Here is a 16,905-nt window from a genome sequence, read left to right as displayed (position 1 = left end):
GCGGGTGGCAGATGTTTTTCACTCGGTGGCGGCGCGCTACGATGTGATGAACGATCTGATGTCCGGCGGTATTCACCGCCTGTGGAAGCGTTTCACCATTGAGCTGTCGGCGGCGCGCCCGGGCCAGACGATCCTGGATATCGCCGGGGGCACCGGCGACCTGACGGCGCGGTTTTCCCGCATTGTGGGCCCTACCGGCAAGGTGGTGCTGGCGGATATCAATGCTTCAATGTTGAAGGTGGGGCGCGATCGCCTGCTGGACCGCGGTATTGCCGGCAATGTGGAGACGGTACAGGCGGATGCCCAGTACCTGCCGTTTCCCGACAATACCTTTGACTGCATCACCATTGCCTTTGGTCTGCGCAATGTGACGGATAAAGATCTGGCACTGCGCTCTATGCTGCGGGTGCTGAAGCCCGGCGGCCGCCTGCTGGTGCTGGAGTTTTCCAAGCCGCAGTCGAAGCTGCTGGAAAAGGTCTACGACCAGTATTCTTTCCGCCTGCTGCCGTTTATGGGCAAGCTGGTGGCGGACGATGCGGACAGCTACCGCTATCTCGCTGAGAGCATTCGCATGCACCCGGATCAGGAAACCCTGAAAGACATGATGAGCGACGCCGGCTTTGTGGACTGCGAGTTCCACAATATGACCGGTGGTATTGTGGCTTTGCACAAGGGCATCAAGCCCTAGTTCTTATTGTTATCCGTGGCGGTCCGCATTCTTTAATGCATTCTGTGGCGGTTCGGATGGCGGTACCCCCTCGTGAGACACGCCGTGAACCCATCCCTGGGGGCTCTTCCGCGAGGTCCCTCTCGCGGAAGGTCTCACGAGGGGGTACCGCCACCCGCACCTTCACTTCCGCCCATCTCACACGGACAAGCCTTTTAATAATGACCGATCCCACCTTCCGCGCCGGCTTCGACGCCACCCTGGAATCCGCCATCAACACCGCCCTGCGCTACGACCCGGGCAGCCGCGCGCGCCTGGGTAGACTGGCGGGCAAGGTGCTGGGGGTGAATCTCAGTGCGCCTTCCATGAACCTGTTTCTTGTCATCGATGACGAGGATGAAGGCGGCTATATCGAGGTGCACAGCCGCTGGAGCGGTGAGGTGACCACGGAGCTGTCCGGTTCCGCGCTGGCCTTCCTGCAGCTGCTGAAAAACCGCGATGCCACGCCGGCCAAGCTGGGGGTGACAGTACGCGGTTCCAGTGCGCTGCTGGCGGAACTGCAATCCATCCTGCGGGATCTGGATATCGACTGGGAGGAGCCGCTGGCGAAGCTGATTGGCGATGCGCCGGCGCATCAGCTGGGAACTGGAATGCGCATGGCGGCGAACTGGCTGAAGGGCGCGCTGGGCTCGGCACCAAAAGCGGGTGCTGAGGCGGTGAGTGAGGAGTGGCGGATGACGCCGCCGAAGGCGCAGTTTGAGGCGTTTGCGGAAGATGTGGCCGGTTTTACCCAAGGGGTGGACCGGCTGGAGGCGCGCATTGAAATTCTGCGCCGCAAGATTGAAGGCCGGAACCAGAGCGACGGCGGGGAGAAGTAGAGACGTGCCGATTGCGAGAAGTCTGACCATTGCGCGGGTGTTTCTGCGCTACCGCCTGAATGAGTTGATTCCGGCAGAGCACCAGCCCCTGTGGCTGCGTGCACTGTGGGCGCCGGCGAGGCTGCTGCCGCAGAGCACTAAAGCGAAGAATATCGGCCGCGGTGAGCGGTTGCGTCGTGCGCTGGAGGACCTGGGGCCGATCTATGTGAAGTTCGGCCAGCTGCTGTCCACCCGCCCGGACCTGTTGCCGCCGGATATGGTGCAGGAGCTGAACCAGCTGCAGGACAATGTGCCACCCTTCCCCGCCGACCAGTGCATCGCGCGCATCGAGGCGGCACTGGATGCAACCGTGGACGAGCTGTTCGCGGAATTCGAGCGCGCGCCGCTGGCGTCCGCCTCCGTTGCCCAGGTGCACGCGGCGAGGCTGAAAGGCAAGAACGGCGAACCGGGCCAGGCGGTGGTGGTGAAGGTACTGCGACCGGGCATCGACAAAGTGATCCAGCAGGATCTGGAACTGCTGCACCACATCGCGCGCTGGATAGAGCGCTATTTGCCGGACGGCCGCCGTATGCGCCCGGTGGAGGTGGTTGAAGACTACCGTCACACCATCGAGGGCGAGCTGGACCTGGTGCGCGAGGCGTCCAACGGCTCCGAGCTGAAACGCAATTTTGCCAACTCCCCCCTGCTGTATATTCCCGAGGTCCATTGGGATTACACCCGCGAGAATGTGCTGGTGCTGGAGCGTATCCACGGTATTCCGGTGACGGATCTGGCGCAGCTCAGGGCGCAGAATACCAATATGGAGCTGCTGGCCGAGCGCGGGGTGGAGATCTTCTTCAAGCAGGTGTTCGAGCACAATTTCTTTCACGCAGACATGCACCCGGGGAATATCTTTGTATCCCGCGAGCACCCCGAGCGGCCCAAATATATCGCCATCGACACCGCCATCGTCGGCAGCCTGACCCGCGAGGATCAGTATTATCTGGCGCGTAATTTGCTGGCCATGTTCCGCCGCGATTATCGTATGGTGGCGGAGCTGCACGTGCAGAGCGGCTGGGTGCGCCGGGATACACCGGTCAACGCCTTCGAGGCGGCGATTCGCTCGGTGTGCGAGCCGATCTTCGAGAAACCCCTCGGGGAAATCTCCTTCGCGCGGGTGCTGATCAGCCTGTTCCAGACCGCGCGGCGCTTCGATATGGAGGTTCAGCCGCAGCTGGTGTTGCTGCAGAAGACCCTGTTGAATATCGAAGGATTGGGGCGCCAGCTTTATCCGCAGCTTGATCTGTGGAAGACTGCCCATCCATTTCTGGAACGGTGGATGCGTGAGCGTATTCACCCCAAGACAATCGTCGGTGAAATCCGGCGATATGGCCCGGAGTGGCTGGAAAAATTCCCGCAATTGCCGCAACTGGCGTTTTCCGCACTGGAGCAGGGGCGGGAGCTGGGGCCGCAGCTGCAGCACCTGAGTGAACAGCTGGTGAGCAGCCGGCGCCGTGGGCGGGCGCGCTACGCGCGCATGATTGTCGGTGGCCTGCTGGCGGCGGGCGCCGCGTTACTGGCCTCCCCCGGCCTGCTGGCACAGGTGCCGGCCATGAGCTGGGCATTGGGTGCTGCGGCACTGGCCCTGTTGCTGTGGCCGTGAAGCTTGTTGCCTGAGCAGTTTGTGACGACAAACTGTTAACCAAAGGCGCGACGGCAAAGGCCACAGGGGATGGCGCCGGGTCAGCCTACAATAACGAATGCAGTAAGGACGCGAATCGTGAGTGAAACCGATTTCACCCAAGCGGTCAGCTGGAACAGCGACGGCCTGGTGCCAGCCATAGCCCAGGATGTGAAAACCGGGCGGGTGCTGATGATGGCGTGGATGAATGCCGAGTCCCTGCGACTGACGGTAGAAGAAGGGCGCGCCGTCTACTGGTCGCGCTCTCGCGGCAAGCTGTGGCGCAAGGGCGAGTCCTCCGGGCATGTGCAGCAGGTGCGGGAAATCCGCCTCGACTGCGACGGTGACACCATCGTGCTGCTGGTGGAACAGCTGGGTGGCATAGCCTGTCATACCGGGCGCACCAGCTGCTTTTACCAGGTGCTGGAAAACGGCCAGTGGCAGATCCGCCAGCCGGTGATTACCGACCCGGAAACGATCTACGCCGACAAAAAACAGGCAGAGAAATAGAAGCCGTCATGAGCAATATGCTGATACAACTGGACCGGGTGCTGCGGCTGCGCATGCAGCAGGGGGATGCGGAGGCATCCTATGTGGCGAGCCTGCACCACAAGGGCCTGAACAAGATTCTGGAAAAGGTGGGCGAGGAAGCCACCGAGCTGGTTATTGCCGCCAAGGATGCCGAGGGCAAGGGCAAAGACAGCGACGAGCACAAGGCGCTGATCGGTGAAACCGCCGACCTCTGGTTTCACTCGCTGGTGATGCTCGCACATCTCGGCAGCGACTCCCGCGAGGTACTCGACGAGCTGGGCCGTCGTTTCGGCCTATCCGGGCTGGAAGAAAAGGCTGCGCGCCAGCAGGATTGATCAAAAACCCGCAATGGCGGGATCGACACAAAACCAAGAACATTTTCAGGAGCATTTCACATGGGTATTAGCTGGCAACAATTACTGATCCTGCTGGTCATCGTACTGCTGATCTTCGGCACCAAGCGCCTGCGCAATCTCGGCGGCGACCTCGGTGGTGCTATCAAGGGCTTCAAGAAGGCCATGAAGGAAGAAGAAAAGAAAGGTGAAGACGAGGAGAAAGATCCGGAGCTACTGGGCAAAGACGACAGCGTGAAGCCGCAGCAGAAAACCTCTAGTGAAGAAAAGCAGTCCCAGGACAAATAATCCTCCGCAGGCCACTGAGCGATTGACGCGTGTTTGATATCGGATTTTTTGAACTGCTATTGGTAGGCATCGTCGGCCTCGTGGTCATTGGCCCCGAGCGCCTCCCTGACGCCGTGCGCACCACGGTGCGCTGGTGGACCCAGATCAAGCAGACCCTCGGCAGCGCCCGCGAAGAACTGGAGCGCGAGGTCGGCGCAGATGAGATTCGCCGCGAATTACACAACGAGCGGGTTCTTCGCGAGCTGCGCGAGAGCAAGGAAGAAATGGAGCGCACGTTCAAGGATGCGGAGCGCAAGTTCGAGCAGGATCTGAAGGACGTAGAGCGCCAGGCGGAAGCCCTCAAGCAGGGGGTGGAACCGGCTCCGGTATCCGAACCGGACCCGGAAGCGGACCAGCTGCGTGTTGCGCAGGATTATCTCCCCGAACAGGAAGCCGGCGCGAAGCGCGCCGATGAATACCTGCCGGAAGATGATGAGATCGACGAGGATCTCGAAGACCCGGAATATCCGGAGCACCTTCACGATCACGGCGACCCGGAATTCAACCCCCACCACCCCGACCACTTCAAGTACGAGGACGACGATGCGTGGGCGGAAGTGGACAAGGTCGATCCGGAAACCGCGTCTGGCATTGAGCCCCCCGAAGCTTCGCCTAACAATAAGTCGACACCGGCGGAAGACAAGCCTCAATGAGCGAATTTTCCCGAGTGACCAATAATTTCTCCCGAGTGGCTATCCATGACTGATAGGGAACAACCGTTTATCGAGCACCTGATCGAGCTGCGGGATCGTCTGCTGAAAACCCTGTTGGTTGTGATCGCGATTTTTGCCTGCATGGCGCCGTTTGCCAACGACATCTACGATTTCGTCGCCGACCCGCTGCAGGCGCGGTTGACCGAGGGCGCGGGCATGATTGCCACCGAGGTCACCTCGCCGTTCCTCACCCCGTTCAAAACCACGTTCGTACTGGCGTTTTTCATCGCCATTCCGTTTGTGCTGTTCCAGTTCTGGGCATTTATCGCGCCGGGCCTGTACAAGCACGAAAAACGCTTGATCGCTCCGCTGATGTTTTCCAGCGTGATGTTGTTTTACGCGGGTATGGCATTTGCCTACTACGTGGTATTTCCGCTGATCTTTGAATTTTTTATCAGCTCGGCGGATGCGGATATCAAGGTGATGCCGGATATCCGCAGTTACCTGGATCTCGCACTCAAGCTGTTTTTTGCCTTCGGTTTCGCGTTTGAAATTCCCATTGCCACCATCGTGCTGATCTGGAGTGGTGTGGTATCGGCACAGGACCTGGCGAAAAAACGCCCCTACGTTATCGTCGCCTGTTTCGCCGTCGGCATGCTGCTGACCCCGCCGGACGTGATCTCCCAGACCCTGCTGGCGGTGCCCATGTGGCTGCTGTTCGAGATCGGCGTGTTTTTCGGGCGCTGGATCAAGCGCGGCAAGCGCGAAGAGCTTCCCGAAGAAGAGTCATGATCGTGGTGCGGAATTCTCCGCACCATTTCAACGGCCGTGTTCAGTTCGCCAATATAGCCGCTATGCTGATACAGCCCAGCACACCGAGCGCCAGAGCAAACAGCTGACGGTGCGATTTCCACTGCGGCAATAGCGACAGCAGGGCCAGCGGTGGCAGAAACAGGGCGATGATGCCGAGCAGGGTGGAATCCGCAAAGCAGACCCGCAGCAGGTAAATCCACAGCACGGCACCCAGCACCAGCGTAACTACCAGCGATAAAGCGGCGACAGGTGGCATGGACGACTCCCTGAAAAAATTCCCACTGCTGACAAAATTAGCTCTTTTCCCCCGATTTGGCCGTAACTGGCGCGTGGCTTTGCTCCTGGCCAGTACCCTGCTCGGCGGTTGTGAAACCATCCACTTCTACTCCCAGGCCGCCACCGGCCAGCTCAAGATTCTCGCCGGGCGCAAGCCCATTGACCGCCTGCTGACGGACGAACAGACCGACGCGAAACTCCGCCGGCAATTGCAGTGGGTACGGGCTATCCGCTCCTATGCCGGCGCCGAACTGTACCTGCCGGTGGGCAGTGCCTACAGCGAGTTCACCCAGCTTGAGGGGGAGTACGCGTTGTGGAACCTGGTGGCGGCGCCGGAGTTTTCGTTGTCCCCGAAACGCTGGTGCTACCCGATTGCGGGCTGCGCCAGTTACCGCGGGTATTTCGACAAGGGCGATGCGGAGGTACGGGCCGCGGACCTGCGCGCCAAGGGCTACGATGTGTATCTCGGCCCGGTGCCCGCTTACAGCACGCTGGGCTGGTTTGACGACCCGGTACTATCGAGCTTCGTTGACTGGCAGCCGGACCGCCTGGCGGGCCTGCTGTTTCACGAACTGGCGCACCGCCGGGTGTATATCTCCGGGGATACCCAGTTCAACGAGAGTTTTGCCACCGCGGTGTCGCGCATCGCGCTGCCCGAGTGGCGCCGCCGCCAGGGAATTCCCGCGCCGAAGCTGGAGAGCGTGGCGCAGGCGCAGCGCGTCAACGGGTTGATGGTGAGTGCGCGCAAGCAGCTGCAGGGTATTTACGCCTCGGACCTCGGCGACGATGAAAAGCGCGAGCAAAAGGCACGCACACTCCGTCAGCTGCGCCACTGCTACCGCGAGGCATCCAAGGGCTGGGAGCAGGATGAGCAGTTCACGCGCCTGGTGGAGAAAACCAACAACGCCACCCTGGCGCTGGTGAGCGAGTACCAGTCACAGGTGCCTGCGTTTATGCAGTTGTACAGAGACAGTGGCAGCGACTGGGAGGCGTTTTACACCGCGGTAGAACGGCTGGGCGGCGAACCCAAGGACTCGCGCAAAGCGAGGCTCAAGGAACTGGGTAAGCGAGCGGAGAATGCTGGCATTACTCAAACCTCCAACAAGAAGGTTACCGGGCCGTCGTTACAGAGTGATACCTGCATGTCGGCGGCGAACTGACCGCCGGCCACTGGTAGCTCTACTGGCATGATGGTGCGTGCGCGCCGCAGAAAATACTCGTACAGCGCTTCCGCTTGCTGCGGGCTCGCACCGCGGCTGAAGCTCGGGCGCAATCCCTTCGCGGTATCGGCCACCAGGGTGAACTGGCTCACCACCAGCAAACCACCGCCGGCCTGCTGTACATTCAGGTTCATTTTGCCCTGTTCATCGCTGAAAATGCGGTAGTGCATGACCTTGTGCAGCAGTTTGTCCGCGGTCTCCTCGCTATCGCTCGCCTCTACTCCGAGCAGCAGTAGAATACCGTGGTCGATGGCCCCGACGGATTCACTGTTAACTTCTACTTTTGCGTGTTTTACCCGCTGTATCAGGCCTTTCATCGTAATCCTCCCCTAAACTGCACTGGCACTCTGGAACCCCGACGGCGAATCGCTTAGGGTCTGTGCAGCCGAGTGTAAAGGTTCCTTAAACCGGCATCGACCACTCCGAGAGTAAATAGCAAAACGCCGAAAACCCCCGCACCCCTGGATAAAGACCGGAAGCCTTGCATGAAAAAGACAGTCATCGCCCTGCTTGCCGCCGTTGCGGTCACAGGTGGCATTGCCACCACCTATACCGCCGCCACCGGCAAGGTTGAAGTTGCGTATCCGCAAACCAAGAGCGTCCCACAGACAGACGATTATTTTGGCATCAGCGTGAGCGATCCCTACCGCTGGCTGGAGGATCAGGATTCACAGCCGGTGAAGGACTGGGTGACGGCCCAGAACGAATTCTCGCTCCCCGCGCTCAAGGCGCTGCCGGGCTGGCAGAAAATCAACGATCGCCTCACCGAACTGTGGCAATACGAGCAGTACGGGGTGCCGTACAAAAAGGCCGGACAGGTTTTCTACGAATACAACGACGGCAGCTGGGACCAGAGTGTGTTTTACAGCACCCGGGATATCCATCAGGACGGCGGTGTCGTGCTCGACCCGCGCACCCTGAGCAAGGACGGCACCATCGCCGCGAAGAATTACTCCGTGAGCCCGAATGGCCGCTATCTCGCCTACGGCACCTCCGACGGCGGCACCGACTGGACCGACTACCATGTGCGCGACCTGAAAACCCGCCGCATGATTCCCGATCACCTCACCGGGATCAAATTCAGCGGTGCCAGCTGGGCCAAGGATGAATCCGGTTTTTACTACAGCCGCTATCCCTTCAATGAAGACGGCATTGCAGACGACAGCAAACAGGTGGCGGTGTATTTCCACAAGATTGGCGAGCCCCAGAGTCGCGATCGCCTGGTGTATGAAATTACCGACCACGCCACCCGCAATCCGGAAGCGCAGGTCAGTGACGACGGCAACTACCTGATTTTCGGAATTTTCGACGGTTACGATAGCAATGGCGTTTACTACAAGGACTTGCGCGATGAGAAAGCGCCGGTGGTCAAACTGCTGAATGACTGGGACGCGCTCTACAGCTATCTCGGTAACAACGGCAAAACGTTTTATTTTGAAACCAATGCGGACGCAACCAACGGCAAAATTGTTGCCATCGATCTGGACCAGCCGGAAAAAGCCAACTGGAAAACCCTGGTGCCGGAACAGAAAAATGCGCTGCAGAGTGCCAGCCTGATCGGCGGGCGTTTCGTGTTGCATTACCTGGAAGATGCAAAATCCAAGGTGGTGGTTACCGATCTCAACGGCAAGCAGCAGTACGAACTGCAACTGCCGGGGATGGGCACGGTGGAGGGTTTCTACGGTGAGCCGGATGACAGCGAAACCTACTACGCGTTCAGCAATTTCCTGACGCCACCGAGCATCTATAAGCTGGACGTGGATAGCGGGAAAAGTGAAAAGGTTAAACAGCCGAAGTACCCTGCGGACTTTTCTGATTACACCGTGAGTCAGCACTTTTTCACCAGTAAGGATGGCACCCGTGTGCCGCTGTTCCTGGTGCACAAAAAAGGCCAGAAAAAAGACGGTAACAACCCCACTCTGCTGTACGGGTACGGCGGTTTTAATGCGGCGCAGCTGCCCCAGTTTTACACCCGTTTTGCCGGCTGGCTGGATATGGGGGGAACCCTGGCGATGGTGAACCTGCGCGGCGGCAGTGAGTACGGTGGCGACTGGCACAGGGCCGGCACCAAGTTGCAGAAGCAGAACGTGTTCGATGATTTTATCGGCGCAGCCCAGTGGCTGATTGCTGAAAAAATCACGTCACCGCAAAAGCTCGGCATCATGGGACGCTCCAACGGCGGCCTGCTGGTGGGAGCGACCGAAGTGCAGCGCCCGGACCTGTTCAAGGTGGCACTGCCGATTGTGGGCGTGCTCGATATGCTGCGCTACCACACCGCTTCCGCCAACGCGCGCCAGTGGTCCAGCGACTACGGCCTGTCGGAAAACAAGGACGAGTTTGCTGCGCTCTACGCCTATTCGCCGGTGCACAACACCAGCAAAGGCACCTGCTACCCGGCCACATTGATCACCACCGCGGATCGCGATGATCGCGTAGTTCCATGGCACAGTTACAAATTCGCCGCTGCACTGCAGCGGGACCAGGGCTGTGACAACCCGATCTATCTCGCAGTGGAAACCCGCGCGGGCCACGGTGCGGGCAAGCCAGTGTGGATGCAGGTGGAAGATTTTACCAACCAGTACGCGTTTCTCGCCCATGAACTGGGCCTGGAAATTAAGTAAGCTCGCTATTTAATGGGCGGTATCCACCGCCCTCGCAGTAAAAGAGAGATAACATGCGCGCATTTGTAACCGGCGGCACCGGCTTTCTCGGTGCCAATCTGATCGAACAGTTAGTTGCTGATGGCTGGGAAGTGATCGCCATGCATCGCCCCGGCTCGAACGTCGCGCGCCTGCATCAGCTGGGCGCTACGCCGGTGGCGGCATCGCTGGATGATATCGACTCCCTGCGCGCGGCGCTGCCGAAGGATTTGGACGCGGTGTTCCACCTAGCCGGCAACACCAGTATGTGGCGCGGCGGTGACGCCCAGCAGTGGCAGGACAATGTGGTGGGGTCGGCTAATCTGGCACGGGCGGCGCGCGAGCATTTTGCCGCGCAAACCAAGCCGGGCCGCATGATCGTCACCAGTTCGATCTCCGCGTACGGTTACCAGCAGGGCGTCCTCAGCGAGGAAAGTCCGCAGTGCGCGAACGATCCCAAATATCACTACCACTACTCGAAAATGCACGCGGAAAACGCGGTGCGGGAAGAAATTGCCAAAGGGTTGGACGCGGTTTTCCTGAATCCCTGCGGCATCGTCGGTAAATACGATGTATCCAGCTGGGCCCAGACCTTCTTCATGCTCGCGGAAAACACTCTGCCGGGGGTGCCCCCAGGCGGTGGTTCCTTCTGCTATGCGGGGGCGGTGGCGCGGGCGCATATCAGTGCGTTTGAGCGTGGACGCTGCGGCCAGAACTATATCCTCGGCGGCACCGATGCAAGTTTTCTCGAATTTTTCGGCATCATTGCCCGCTTGGTGGGTGTGCCCGCACCGACGCGCACCACGCCGGCATTTGCCATCCGCGCGATCGCTGCGCTGTCCGGCATTGTGTCCCGTTTCACCGGGCGCGAACCGGCGGTAACACCGCAGAAGGCCGCGATGCTCACCCGGCGCACGGCGGCCGACAGCAGTCTCGCACAGCGCGAACTGGGCTACGGCACCGATTTGAGCCTGGAAGAAATGTTGCGGGAGTCCCGCGATTGGCTGGTGAGCGAGGGGCTGTTGCGCGCACCGGATGGGACTGCGTCGACCGCAGCAAGTACCGGGGTAGAAAGAGAGGTCGAAAGAAAAGCATCGTGAACCGCCGCAATCTCGTATTTGTGCTGGTGTTGACGCTGCTGATCCTGCAGCTGATCCAGCACTATTTCTTCTCCGGCAGCGGGCAATAAACCGGAAATCCCCGCAGAAATAAGCGTTAGCCTGTGACCTGAGCCTAGTCGGCGTCGGTTCACTTGCCGTATTCTTGTGCGATTCGTTCTGGCAACCGCTGACAAGGGAGATGTACTTGTGGATGGACTGAAAGCGCAATTGGAAGAACTCTGGCCTGTGATGATGGGCGTGGGGCTCAACGTGCTCTGGGCACTGCTGGCACTGCTGGTCACCTGGATCGCGGCAAAAATCGTGGCCCGCGGGATCAATCGCCTGGGGGAAAAGGGCATCGACGAGACCCTGATCCCGGTGCTGGAGACCCTCGCGGTGTGGGGCACCTATGTAATCGGCGGCTTGGTGGTGCTGGACATTTTCGGAGCCAATACCACCTCCCTGGTCGCGCTGCTGGGTGCCGCGGGCATCGCCGTTGGCCTCGCCCTGAAAGACACCCTGCAGTGCATTGCCGCCGGTTTTGTGCTGCTGGGGCTGCGCCCTTTCCGGGTGGGTGAGACCATCCAGTTCGGCAGTACCATCGGCACCGTGCGCAAGATCGGCCTGTTTACCACCGAGCTGGACACGCCGGACGGCCTGCGAATTTCCGCCCCCAACGACAAGGTGTGGGGCGAGACCCTGACCAACTTTACCCGCAATGCCAGCCGCCGCATCGAGATCATCGCCAGTATTGCCTACGGCGACGATATCGAAACCGGTATGAACGTGCTGCGTAAGCTGGTGGCGGAAGAGCCGCGCATTCTCGCCGAGCCGGAACCCGCGTACGCGGTACGCGCACTGGCGGACAGTTCGGTGAATCTGCATCTGCGCGCCTGGACCACCACCGACGATTACTGGGACGTGTACTGGTCGCTGATGAAAAAACTCAAGCCGGCACTGGAAGCGGAGGGGCTCACTATTCCGTTCCCGCAGCGCGAGCTGCATATCGTCAATGGCGGCGAGCAGAAACTCGTGGATAAGGCGCGCACCGCAGCGGAAAATCCCTAACAACACAGATCCAATGCCGTCTGCTCAGCTGTTGCATGTATCTGCAGCAGCGGATCGGCTGAAATTGAACACACACATAAATCATTAGAGGCGACTGTTATGCGTAAAGCGCTCCTGAGTCTGGTGATCGCGTCCGTTATTGCGGGCTGTCAGCAGGGTGAAGAACCTAAGAAAGATGCTCAGCTGGAAGCTGGTGCCGTTACCGCGACACAACAAGCGGGTGAAGCGGCTTCTGTTACTGAAGTGGACCAGGAGGCGGAAACCAAGCGCCTCGGTGAATGGTTCGACGCGAAATTCGAGGAAGAGCTGCAGTTCAGCCCGATCCAGCTCAGCTATCTGGGCCGCAAGGAACAGTACGACAAGATCGACGATATGAGCCGCGCCGCCGATGAGCGCAAGCTGGCTTGGAAGGCAAAAACCGTAGAGGAAATGAAGCAGAAGTTCGCCTACGACAAGCTGACCGCCGCCGGCAAGGAATCCTACGACCTGTGGATTTTCCAGTACGAACAGGAAGAAGCCGGCAAGCCCTTCTGGGAGCACAGCTACTTTGCCGGTGAGCTGGGTGGTCCGGAGGACCAGTTCCCCACCTTCCTGATCAACCAGCACAAGGTGGATACCGAGCAGGACATGCGCGATTACATCAGCCGTATCGGCGCTTCCGGTCGCGCACTGGGTCAAATCCTGGAGCGCGCACAGGCATCTGCGGAAAAAGGTATTCGCCCGCCGCGCTTTGCCTATGACCTGGCGATCGAACGCGCGCAGAAAGTCATTTCCGGTAAACCCTTTGGCGATGGCGACGACGCGCCGCTGATGGCGGACGCCAGCAGCAAGATCGACGCGCTGAAGAAAGACGGCAAGATTGACGAGCAGGCCGCGGCGAACCTGCAAAGTGCCGTGGCCGAGGCTCTGAATGGCGAATTCAAGCAGTCCTATGACGCCTATATCGCATGGCTGCAGAAGGACCGCACCAACGCCAGCGAAGAGGCCAAGGGCGCATCCAGCCTGCCGGACGGTGAGGCGTTCTACAACAGCCGCCTTTCCGTTTACACCACCCTGCCGCTGTCCGCCGAGCAAGTGCACCAGATCGGTCTCGACGAGGTGGCGCGCATCCGCAAGGAGATGGAAGGTATCAAGGACCAGGTGGGCTTCAAGGGCAACCTGCAGGAGTTCTTCACCTTCATCCGCACCGACGACCAGTTCTACTACCCGAACACCGATGAAGGTCGCAAAGAGTACCTGGCGGAAACCCAGGGCTTCCTGGATGACGTACAGAATAAACTGCCGGAATTCTTCGGTATCCTGCCGAAGGCGGGCCTGGTGGTGAAGCGCGTGGAGGCCTTCCGTGAGGTACCCGGCGGCGCCCAGCATTATCAGCCCGGTACTCCGGATGGTTCCCGCCCGGGCACCTACTACGTGCACATGTCCGATATGAGTGCGCTGTCCACCACCGATATGGAAACCGTGACTTACCACGAGGGTAACCCCGGCCACCATATGCAGATCTCTATTGCCCAGGAGCTGGAAGGCATTCCGAAGTTCCGCACCCAGGCACATTTCACCCCTTACGTGGAAGGCTGGGCGCTCTACTCCGAAGCGCTGGCCAAGGAGATGGGCCAGTTCCGCGATCCCTACAAGGACTTTGGTCGCCTGACCGCGGAAATGTGGCGCGCCATCCGCCTGGTGGTGGATACCGGTATGCACGCCAAGGGCTGGAGCCAGGAACAGGCGGTGGAATACTTCCTCGACAACTCCGCCATCCCGGAAGGCGCGGTGCGCTCCGAAGTGCGCCGTTACCTGACCCTGCCGGGACAGGCCACTTCCTACAAGATCGGCATGCTGAAGATCCAGGAACTGCGCGCCAAGGCCGAGAAAGAACTGGGCGACCAGTTTGATATCCGCGCTTTCCACGACACCGTACTCGGTGGTGGTGCACTGCCGTTGCCGCTGCTGGAGAAGCGTGTAAACGCGTGGATCGACAGCGTCAAACAGGGCTGAGCCAGGCTTTAGAGCTGAATTAGGCTTTAGGGCTGAACTACGCTTAACAGTCCCGGAGTAAACAGGACGGGCGCAATGCCCAAGCGTATTGAAGGCAGACCTGCTGCGGGGGCCTGGCCGGTACTACTCGGTATCAGGCCCCTTGGCGCGCGACAGATACCGGCGGAAATGCTCGCCGGTATCACCCTCGCGGCACTCGCGATCCCCGAAGTGATGGGCTACGCGAAGATTGCCGGCATGCCCGTGGTCACGGGTATTTACACCCTGATTGTCCCCCTGTTCATTTACGCCCTGCTGGGCGCGTCGCGCCACCTGGTGGTGGGGGCTGATTCAGCCACCGCGGCGATCCTGGCCGCAGGCCTCGCCGGTATCGCGGCAACCTCATCCGCGCACTATGTGGCGCTGGCCGCAGTGACCGCCCTGTTCGCGGCATTTCTGTTACTGGTGGCACGGCTGGTGCGCCTCGGCTTCCTCGCCAACTTTCTCTCGCGCACGGTACTGATCGGTTTTCTATCCGGTGTCGGCATCCAGGTGGCCCTCGGGCAGTTGCCGGCGATGCTCGGGCTGCAGGTAGCGGGTGGCGATGAATGGCAAAAACTCCACGCAGCCGTGCGCAACCTGGACGCGACCAATGTTTACGCCATTGGCATCAGCGCGGCTGCGTTGATGCTGATCCTGTTTTGCAAAAAGCGCTCGCCGCGCATTCCCGGTGCGCTGATCGCGGTGATTGCCGCGACCTGCGCCAGCTGGGCGCTGGACCTGCAGCGACACCTGCCGGTGCTAGGCGAAATCCCCGCCGGCTTTCCGGAATTCGGCCTGCCGCAAATCCACTGGGAGCGGCAGCTGCTGGTGGAGCTTATGCCAACCGCGTTCGCCATCTGTTTCGTGATTCTCGCGCAGAGCGCCGCCACCGCCCGCGCCTACGCCGAGCGCTACAGCGAACGCTTTGACGAGGAGGCGGATCTTGTGGGGCTCAGCGCGGCCAATCTCGGCGCCGCACTCACCGGTACCTTTGTGGTCAACGGCAGCCCCACCAAGAGCCAGATCGTCAACAGTGCTGGCGGTCGCACCCAGCTCAGTATGCTCACCGCCGGGGTGATCGCGCTGCTGGTGCTGCTGTTTCTGACCCGGCCCCTCGGGCATATGCCGGACGCGGTGCTCGCTGCGGTGGTGTTCCTGATAGGCCTGGAGCTGATCGATCTGCGCGGCCTGCAGGAGATTTACCGCACGCGGCCACTGGAGTTCTGGGTTGCGGTAGTGACCATGGCGACGGTGGTTTTGATTGGCGTCGAACAGGGCATCATGCTGGCGCTGGCACTGTCGCTGGTGGTGCATACCCGCCACGGTTACAACCCCACCAATGTCCTGCTGGTGCCGGTTGCCGGGGAGGGCTGGCGCGCGCGGCCCATAGCCAGCGGCATGCAGGCGGTACCCGGGCTGATCATCTACCGCTTCAACCACAGCATGTATTACGCCAACGCGCAGCGGCTCACCGACGAGGTCACGCAACTGGTGGCTGCGGCGGAGCCCCACCTGCGCTGCTTCTGTATTGAACTTTCTGCGGTGGACGATGTGGATTTCACCGCAGCCGAGGCGCTGGCCAAGCTCCATCGCACGCTCTCCGCCCAGGGCATCCGCCTGCTGTTCACCACCGTCATGCTGGGTGAATCCACCCGCGCGCTGGCGCAGGTCTGCGCGCTGGTGGGGGAGGATGCCATTTATCCCGGCCTGAATGCGGTGGTGGCCGCCGCTACAGAAATCTGACCATTGCAGGCCATCGCAGGAGAGCCGCATCGTGAACTATTTCGAAGAATTCAAGATTAAGCCCGGCAGCCGGGTAAAGCTGGCGGCCATCGATGCCTCCTATCATGGGGAGCACAAAAGCCATGAAGCCGCGCTGCCGGTTATCGAAGAATACGCACGCAGGCTGCGCGAACTGCAATACCTGCTGTACGCGGAGCACAAGCGTTCACTGCTGATCTGCCTGCAGGGGCGCGACGCCGCGGGCAAGGATGGCACCATCAACCATGTGCTGGGGGCGATGAACCCGCAGGGCTGCACCGTCACCGGATTCAAGCAGCCGTCCGCGGAAGAGGCCGACCACGATTTTCTGTGGCGGTGCCACAGGGCGGCACCCGCGCGCGGTCACGTGGCGATTTTCAATCGCTCCCACTACGAAGATGTACTGATCCAGCGGGTACACAAGATGGTGCCGGAAAGTGTCTGGTCCGGGCGCTACCAGCACATCAACAACTTTGAACAGCTACTGGCCGACAACAACACCCTGATACTGAAGTTCTATCTACACATCGATGCGGAAGAACAGCTGGAGCGCTTCCGCAAACGCATCGAGGATCCGACCCGACACTGGAAAATCAGTGACAGCGATTACGCGGAAGCCCCCTACTGGAATGAATACACCGCGGCGTTTGAAGATGTGCTGGATAAGTGCAGTACCAGCCAGGCGCCCTGGTTCGTGATACCGGCGAACCACAAGTGGTTCCGCAACCTGGCGATTTCCCACATCGTGGTGCGCGCGCTGGAGTCGTTAAATATGGAATTCCCGGAGCCAACGGTAGATATCGACAGCATCCGCAAAAAATATCATGCCCTCGATCGGGCCGAGGTGCGGCAGGGAATGATTACCCAGGAAGAAGGGAAAAATAGCGAGTTGAAACAAAACAAGAAAAATAAAAAATAATCGGCGCGGGCTTTACTGGCCCGC

The 16,905-nt window shown here is 60.2% G+C and carries 17 protein-coding genes; 15 read left to right on the top strand and 2 right to left on the bottom strand.

All coding sequences use genetic code 11. The features are described from left to right. From ubiE to tatC, 8 genes are all read left to right on the top strand, one after another. Positions 1 to 688 (top strand): bifunctional demethylmenaquinone methyltransferase/2-methoxy-6-polyprenyl-1,4-benzoquinol methylase UbiE (ubiE, locus tag VIL80_RS16290; protein ID WP_332037148.1); only part of this gene is annotated, 688 nt, incomplete at its 5' end. Between the two features lie 200 nt (positions 689 to 888). Further along, positions 889 to 1,545 carry a ubiquinone biosynthesis accessory factor UbiJ gene (locus VIL80_RS16285; protein WP_332037147.1) on the top strand — a complete coding sequence of 219 codons (657 nt, stop codon included), beginning with the start codon at positions 889 to 891 and terminating at the stop codon, positions 1,543 to 1,545. Positions 1,546 to 1,549: 4 nt separating this feature from the next. After that, positions 1,550 to 3,187, top strand: a complete 1,638-nt coding sequence (gene ubiB, locus VIL80_RS16280) for a ubiquinone biosynthesis regulatory protein kinase UbiB (RefSeq protein WP_332037146.1) — start codon at positions 1,550 to 1,552, stop codon at positions 3,185 to 3,187. Positions 3,188 to 3,304: 117 nt separating this feature from the next. Continuing rightward, positions 3,305 to 3,715 carry a phosphoribosyl-AMP cyclohydrolase gene (gene hisI / locus VIL80_RS16275; RefSeq protein WP_332037145.1) on the top strand — a complete coding sequence of 137 codons (411 nt, stop codon included), beginning with the start codon at positions 3,305 to 3,307 and terminating at the stop codon, positions 3,713 to 3,715. Between the two features lie 8 nt (positions 3,716 to 3,723). Then, complete coding sequence (locus VIL80_RS16270) at positions 3,724 to 4,071, top strand: phosphoribosyl-ATP diphosphatase (protein WP_332037144.1); 348 nt, start codon at positions 3,724 to 3,726, stop codon at positions 4,069 to 4,071. Between the two features lie 60 nt (positions 4,072 to 4,131). Continuing rightward, positions 4,132 to 4,377 (top strand): twin-arginine translocase TatA/TatE family subunit, encoded by a 246-nt coding sequence (gene tatA / locus VIL80_RS16265; RefSeq protein ID WP_332037143.1) that lies wholly within the window; start codon positions 4,132 to 4,134, stop codon positions 4,375 to 4,377. Positions 4,378 to 4,406: 29 nt separating this feature from the next. Further along, positions 4,407 to 5,069: a Sec-independent protein translocase protein TatB gene (tatB, locus tag VIL80_RS16260; protein WP_332037142.1), complete on the top strand. Its 663-nt coding sequence runs from the start codon at positions 4,407 to 4,409 to the stop codon at positions 5,067 to 5,069. Between the two features lie 45 nt (positions 5,070 to 5,114). Then, positions 5,115 to 5,861: a twin-arginine translocase subunit TatC gene (tatC, locus tag VIL80_RS16255; RefSeq protein WP_332037141.1), complete on the top strand. Its 747-nt coding sequence runs from the start codon at positions 5,115 to 5,117 to the stop codon at positions 5,859 to 5,861. A 40-nt stretch (positions 5,862 to 5,901) separates the two neighbouring features. On the opposite strand, the gene VIL80_RS16250 is transcribed toward tatC, so the two are convergent. Continuing rightward, positions 5,902 to 6,138: a hypothetical protein gene (locus VIL80_RS16250; protein WP_332037140.1), complete on the bottom strand. Its 237-nt coding sequence runs from the start codon at positions 6,136 to 6,138 to the stop codon at positions 5,902 to 5,904. Between the two features lie 73 nt (positions 6,139 to 6,211). On the opposite strand from VIL80_RS16250, the gene VIL80_RS16245 reads away from it, so the two are divergent. Beyond that, positions 6,212 to 7,318 (top strand): aminopeptidase, encoded by a 1,107-nt coding sequence (locus VIL80_RS16245; protein ID WP_332037139.1) that lies wholly within the window; start codon positions 6,212 to 6,214, stop codon positions 7,316 to 7,318. Here the strand turns inward: VIL80_RS16245 and dtd are convergent. Then, on the bottom strand, positions 7,249 to 7,695 hold the full coding sequence (gene dtd, locus VIL80_RS16240; RefSeq protein ID WP_332037138.1) for a D-aminoacyl-tRNA deacylase: 447 nt from the start codon (positions 7,693 to 7,695) through the stop codon (positions 7,249 to 7,251). The two genes, VIL80_RS16245 and dtd, sit on opposite strands and share 70 nt — an antisense overlap. A 168-nt stretch (positions 7,696 to 7,863) precedes the next feature. Here dtd and VIL80_RS16235 point away from each other — a divergent pair, with 168 nt between their 5' ends. From VIL80_RS16235 to VIL80_RS16210, 6 genes are all read left to right on the top strand, one after another. After that, positions 7,864 to 9,999: a prolyl oligopeptidase family serine peptidase gene (locus tag VIL80_RS16235; protein WP_332037137.1), complete on the top strand. Its 2,136-nt coding sequence runs from the start codon at positions 7,864 to 7,866 to the stop codon at positions 9,997 to 9,999. Between the two features lie 53 nt (positions 10,000 to 10,052). Beyond that, a complete protein-coding gene (locus VIL80_RS16230; RefSeq protein ID WP_332037136.1) occupies positions 10,053 to 11,117 on the top strand; it encodes an NAD-dependent epimerase/dehydratase family protein in 1,065 nt (354 codons plus the stop codon). Positions 11,118 to 11,324: 207 nt separating this feature from the next. Continuing rightward, the gene (locus tag VIL80_RS16225) at positions 11,325 to 12,185 is read left to right on the top strand and encodes a mechanosensitive ion channel family protein (RefSeq protein ID WP_332037135.1); all 861 of its coding nucleotides are present in this window, start codon (positions 11,325 to 11,327) and stop codon (positions 12,183 to 12,185) included. A gap of 99 nt (positions 12,186 to 12,284) precedes the next feature. Further along, positions 12,285 to 14,180, top strand: a complete 1,896-nt coding sequence (locus VIL80_RS16220; protein ID WP_332037134.1) for a DUF885 domain-containing protein — start codon at positions 12,285 to 12,287, stop codon at positions 14,178 to 14,180. 75 nt (positions 14,181 to 14,255) lie between these two features. Beyond that, entirely contained in the window at positions 14,256 to 15,944 is a 1,689-nt protein-coding gene (locus tag VIL80_RS16215) for a SulP family inorganic anion transporter (protein ID WP_332037133.1), read from the top strand. Positions 15,945 to 15,975: 31 nt separating this feature from the next. Beyond that, a complete protein-coding gene (locus VIL80_RS16210) occupies positions 15,976 to 16,881 on the top strand; it encodes a polyphosphate kinase 2 family protein (protein WP_332037132.1) in 906 nt (301 codons plus the stop codon). Positions 16,882 to 16,905 lie beyond the last annotated feature (24 nt).

The sequence above is a fragment of the Microbulbifer sp. genome, from assembly GCF_036563125.1.
Taxonomy (GTDB): domain Bacteria; phylum Pseudomonadota; class Gammaproteobacteria; order Pseudomonadales; family Cellvibrionaceae; genus Microbulbifer.
This window is presented reverse-complemented; position numbering and strand designations above follow the sequence as displayed.

What these genes read in the sequence shown, in the direction of transcription:
- VIL80_RS16285 (WP_332037147.1), top strand. Translation starts at nt 889, where the DNA reads ATGACCGATCCCACCTTCCGCGCCGGCTTCGACGCCACCCTGGAATCC.
- VIL80_RS16270 (WP_332037144.1), top strand. Translation starts at nt 3,724, where the DNA reads ATGAGCAATATGCTGATACAACTGGACCGGGTGCTGCGGCTGCGCATG.
- tatA (WP_332037143.1), top strand. Translation starts at nt 4,132, where the DNA reads ATGGGTATTAGCTGGCAACAATTACTGATCCTGCTGGTCATCGTACTG.
- tatC (WP_332037141.1), top strand. Translation starts at nt 5,115, where the DNA reads ATGACTGATAGGGAACAACCGTTTATCGAGCACCTGATCGAGCTGCGG.
- VIL80_RS16250 (WP_332037140.1), bottom strand. Translation starts at nt 6,138, where the DNA reads ATGCCACCTGTCGCCGCTTTATCGCTGGTAGTTACGCTGGTGCTGGGT.
- dtd (WP_332037138.1), bottom strand. Translation starts at nt 7,695, where the DNA reads ATGAAAGGCCTGATACAGCGGGTAAAACACGCAAAAGTAGAAGTTAAC.
- VIL80_RS16235 (WP_332037137.1), top strand. Translation starts at nt 7,864, where the DNA reads ATGAAAAAGACAGTCATCGCCCTGCTTGCCGCCGTTGCGGTCACAGGT.
- VIL80_RS16230 (WP_332037136.1), top strand. Translation starts at nt 10,053, where the DNA reads ATGCGCGCATTTGTAACCGGCGGCACCGGCTTTCTCGGTGCCAATCTG.
- VIL80_RS16220 (WP_332037134.1), top strand. Translation starts at nt 12,285, where the DNA reads ATGCGTAAAGCGCTCCTGAGTCTGGTGATCGCGTCCGTTATTGCGGGC.
- VIL80_RS16215 (WP_332037133.1), top strand. Translation starts at nt 14,256, where the DNA reads ATGCCCAAGCGTATTGAAGGCAGACCTGCTGCGGGGGCCTGGCCGGTA.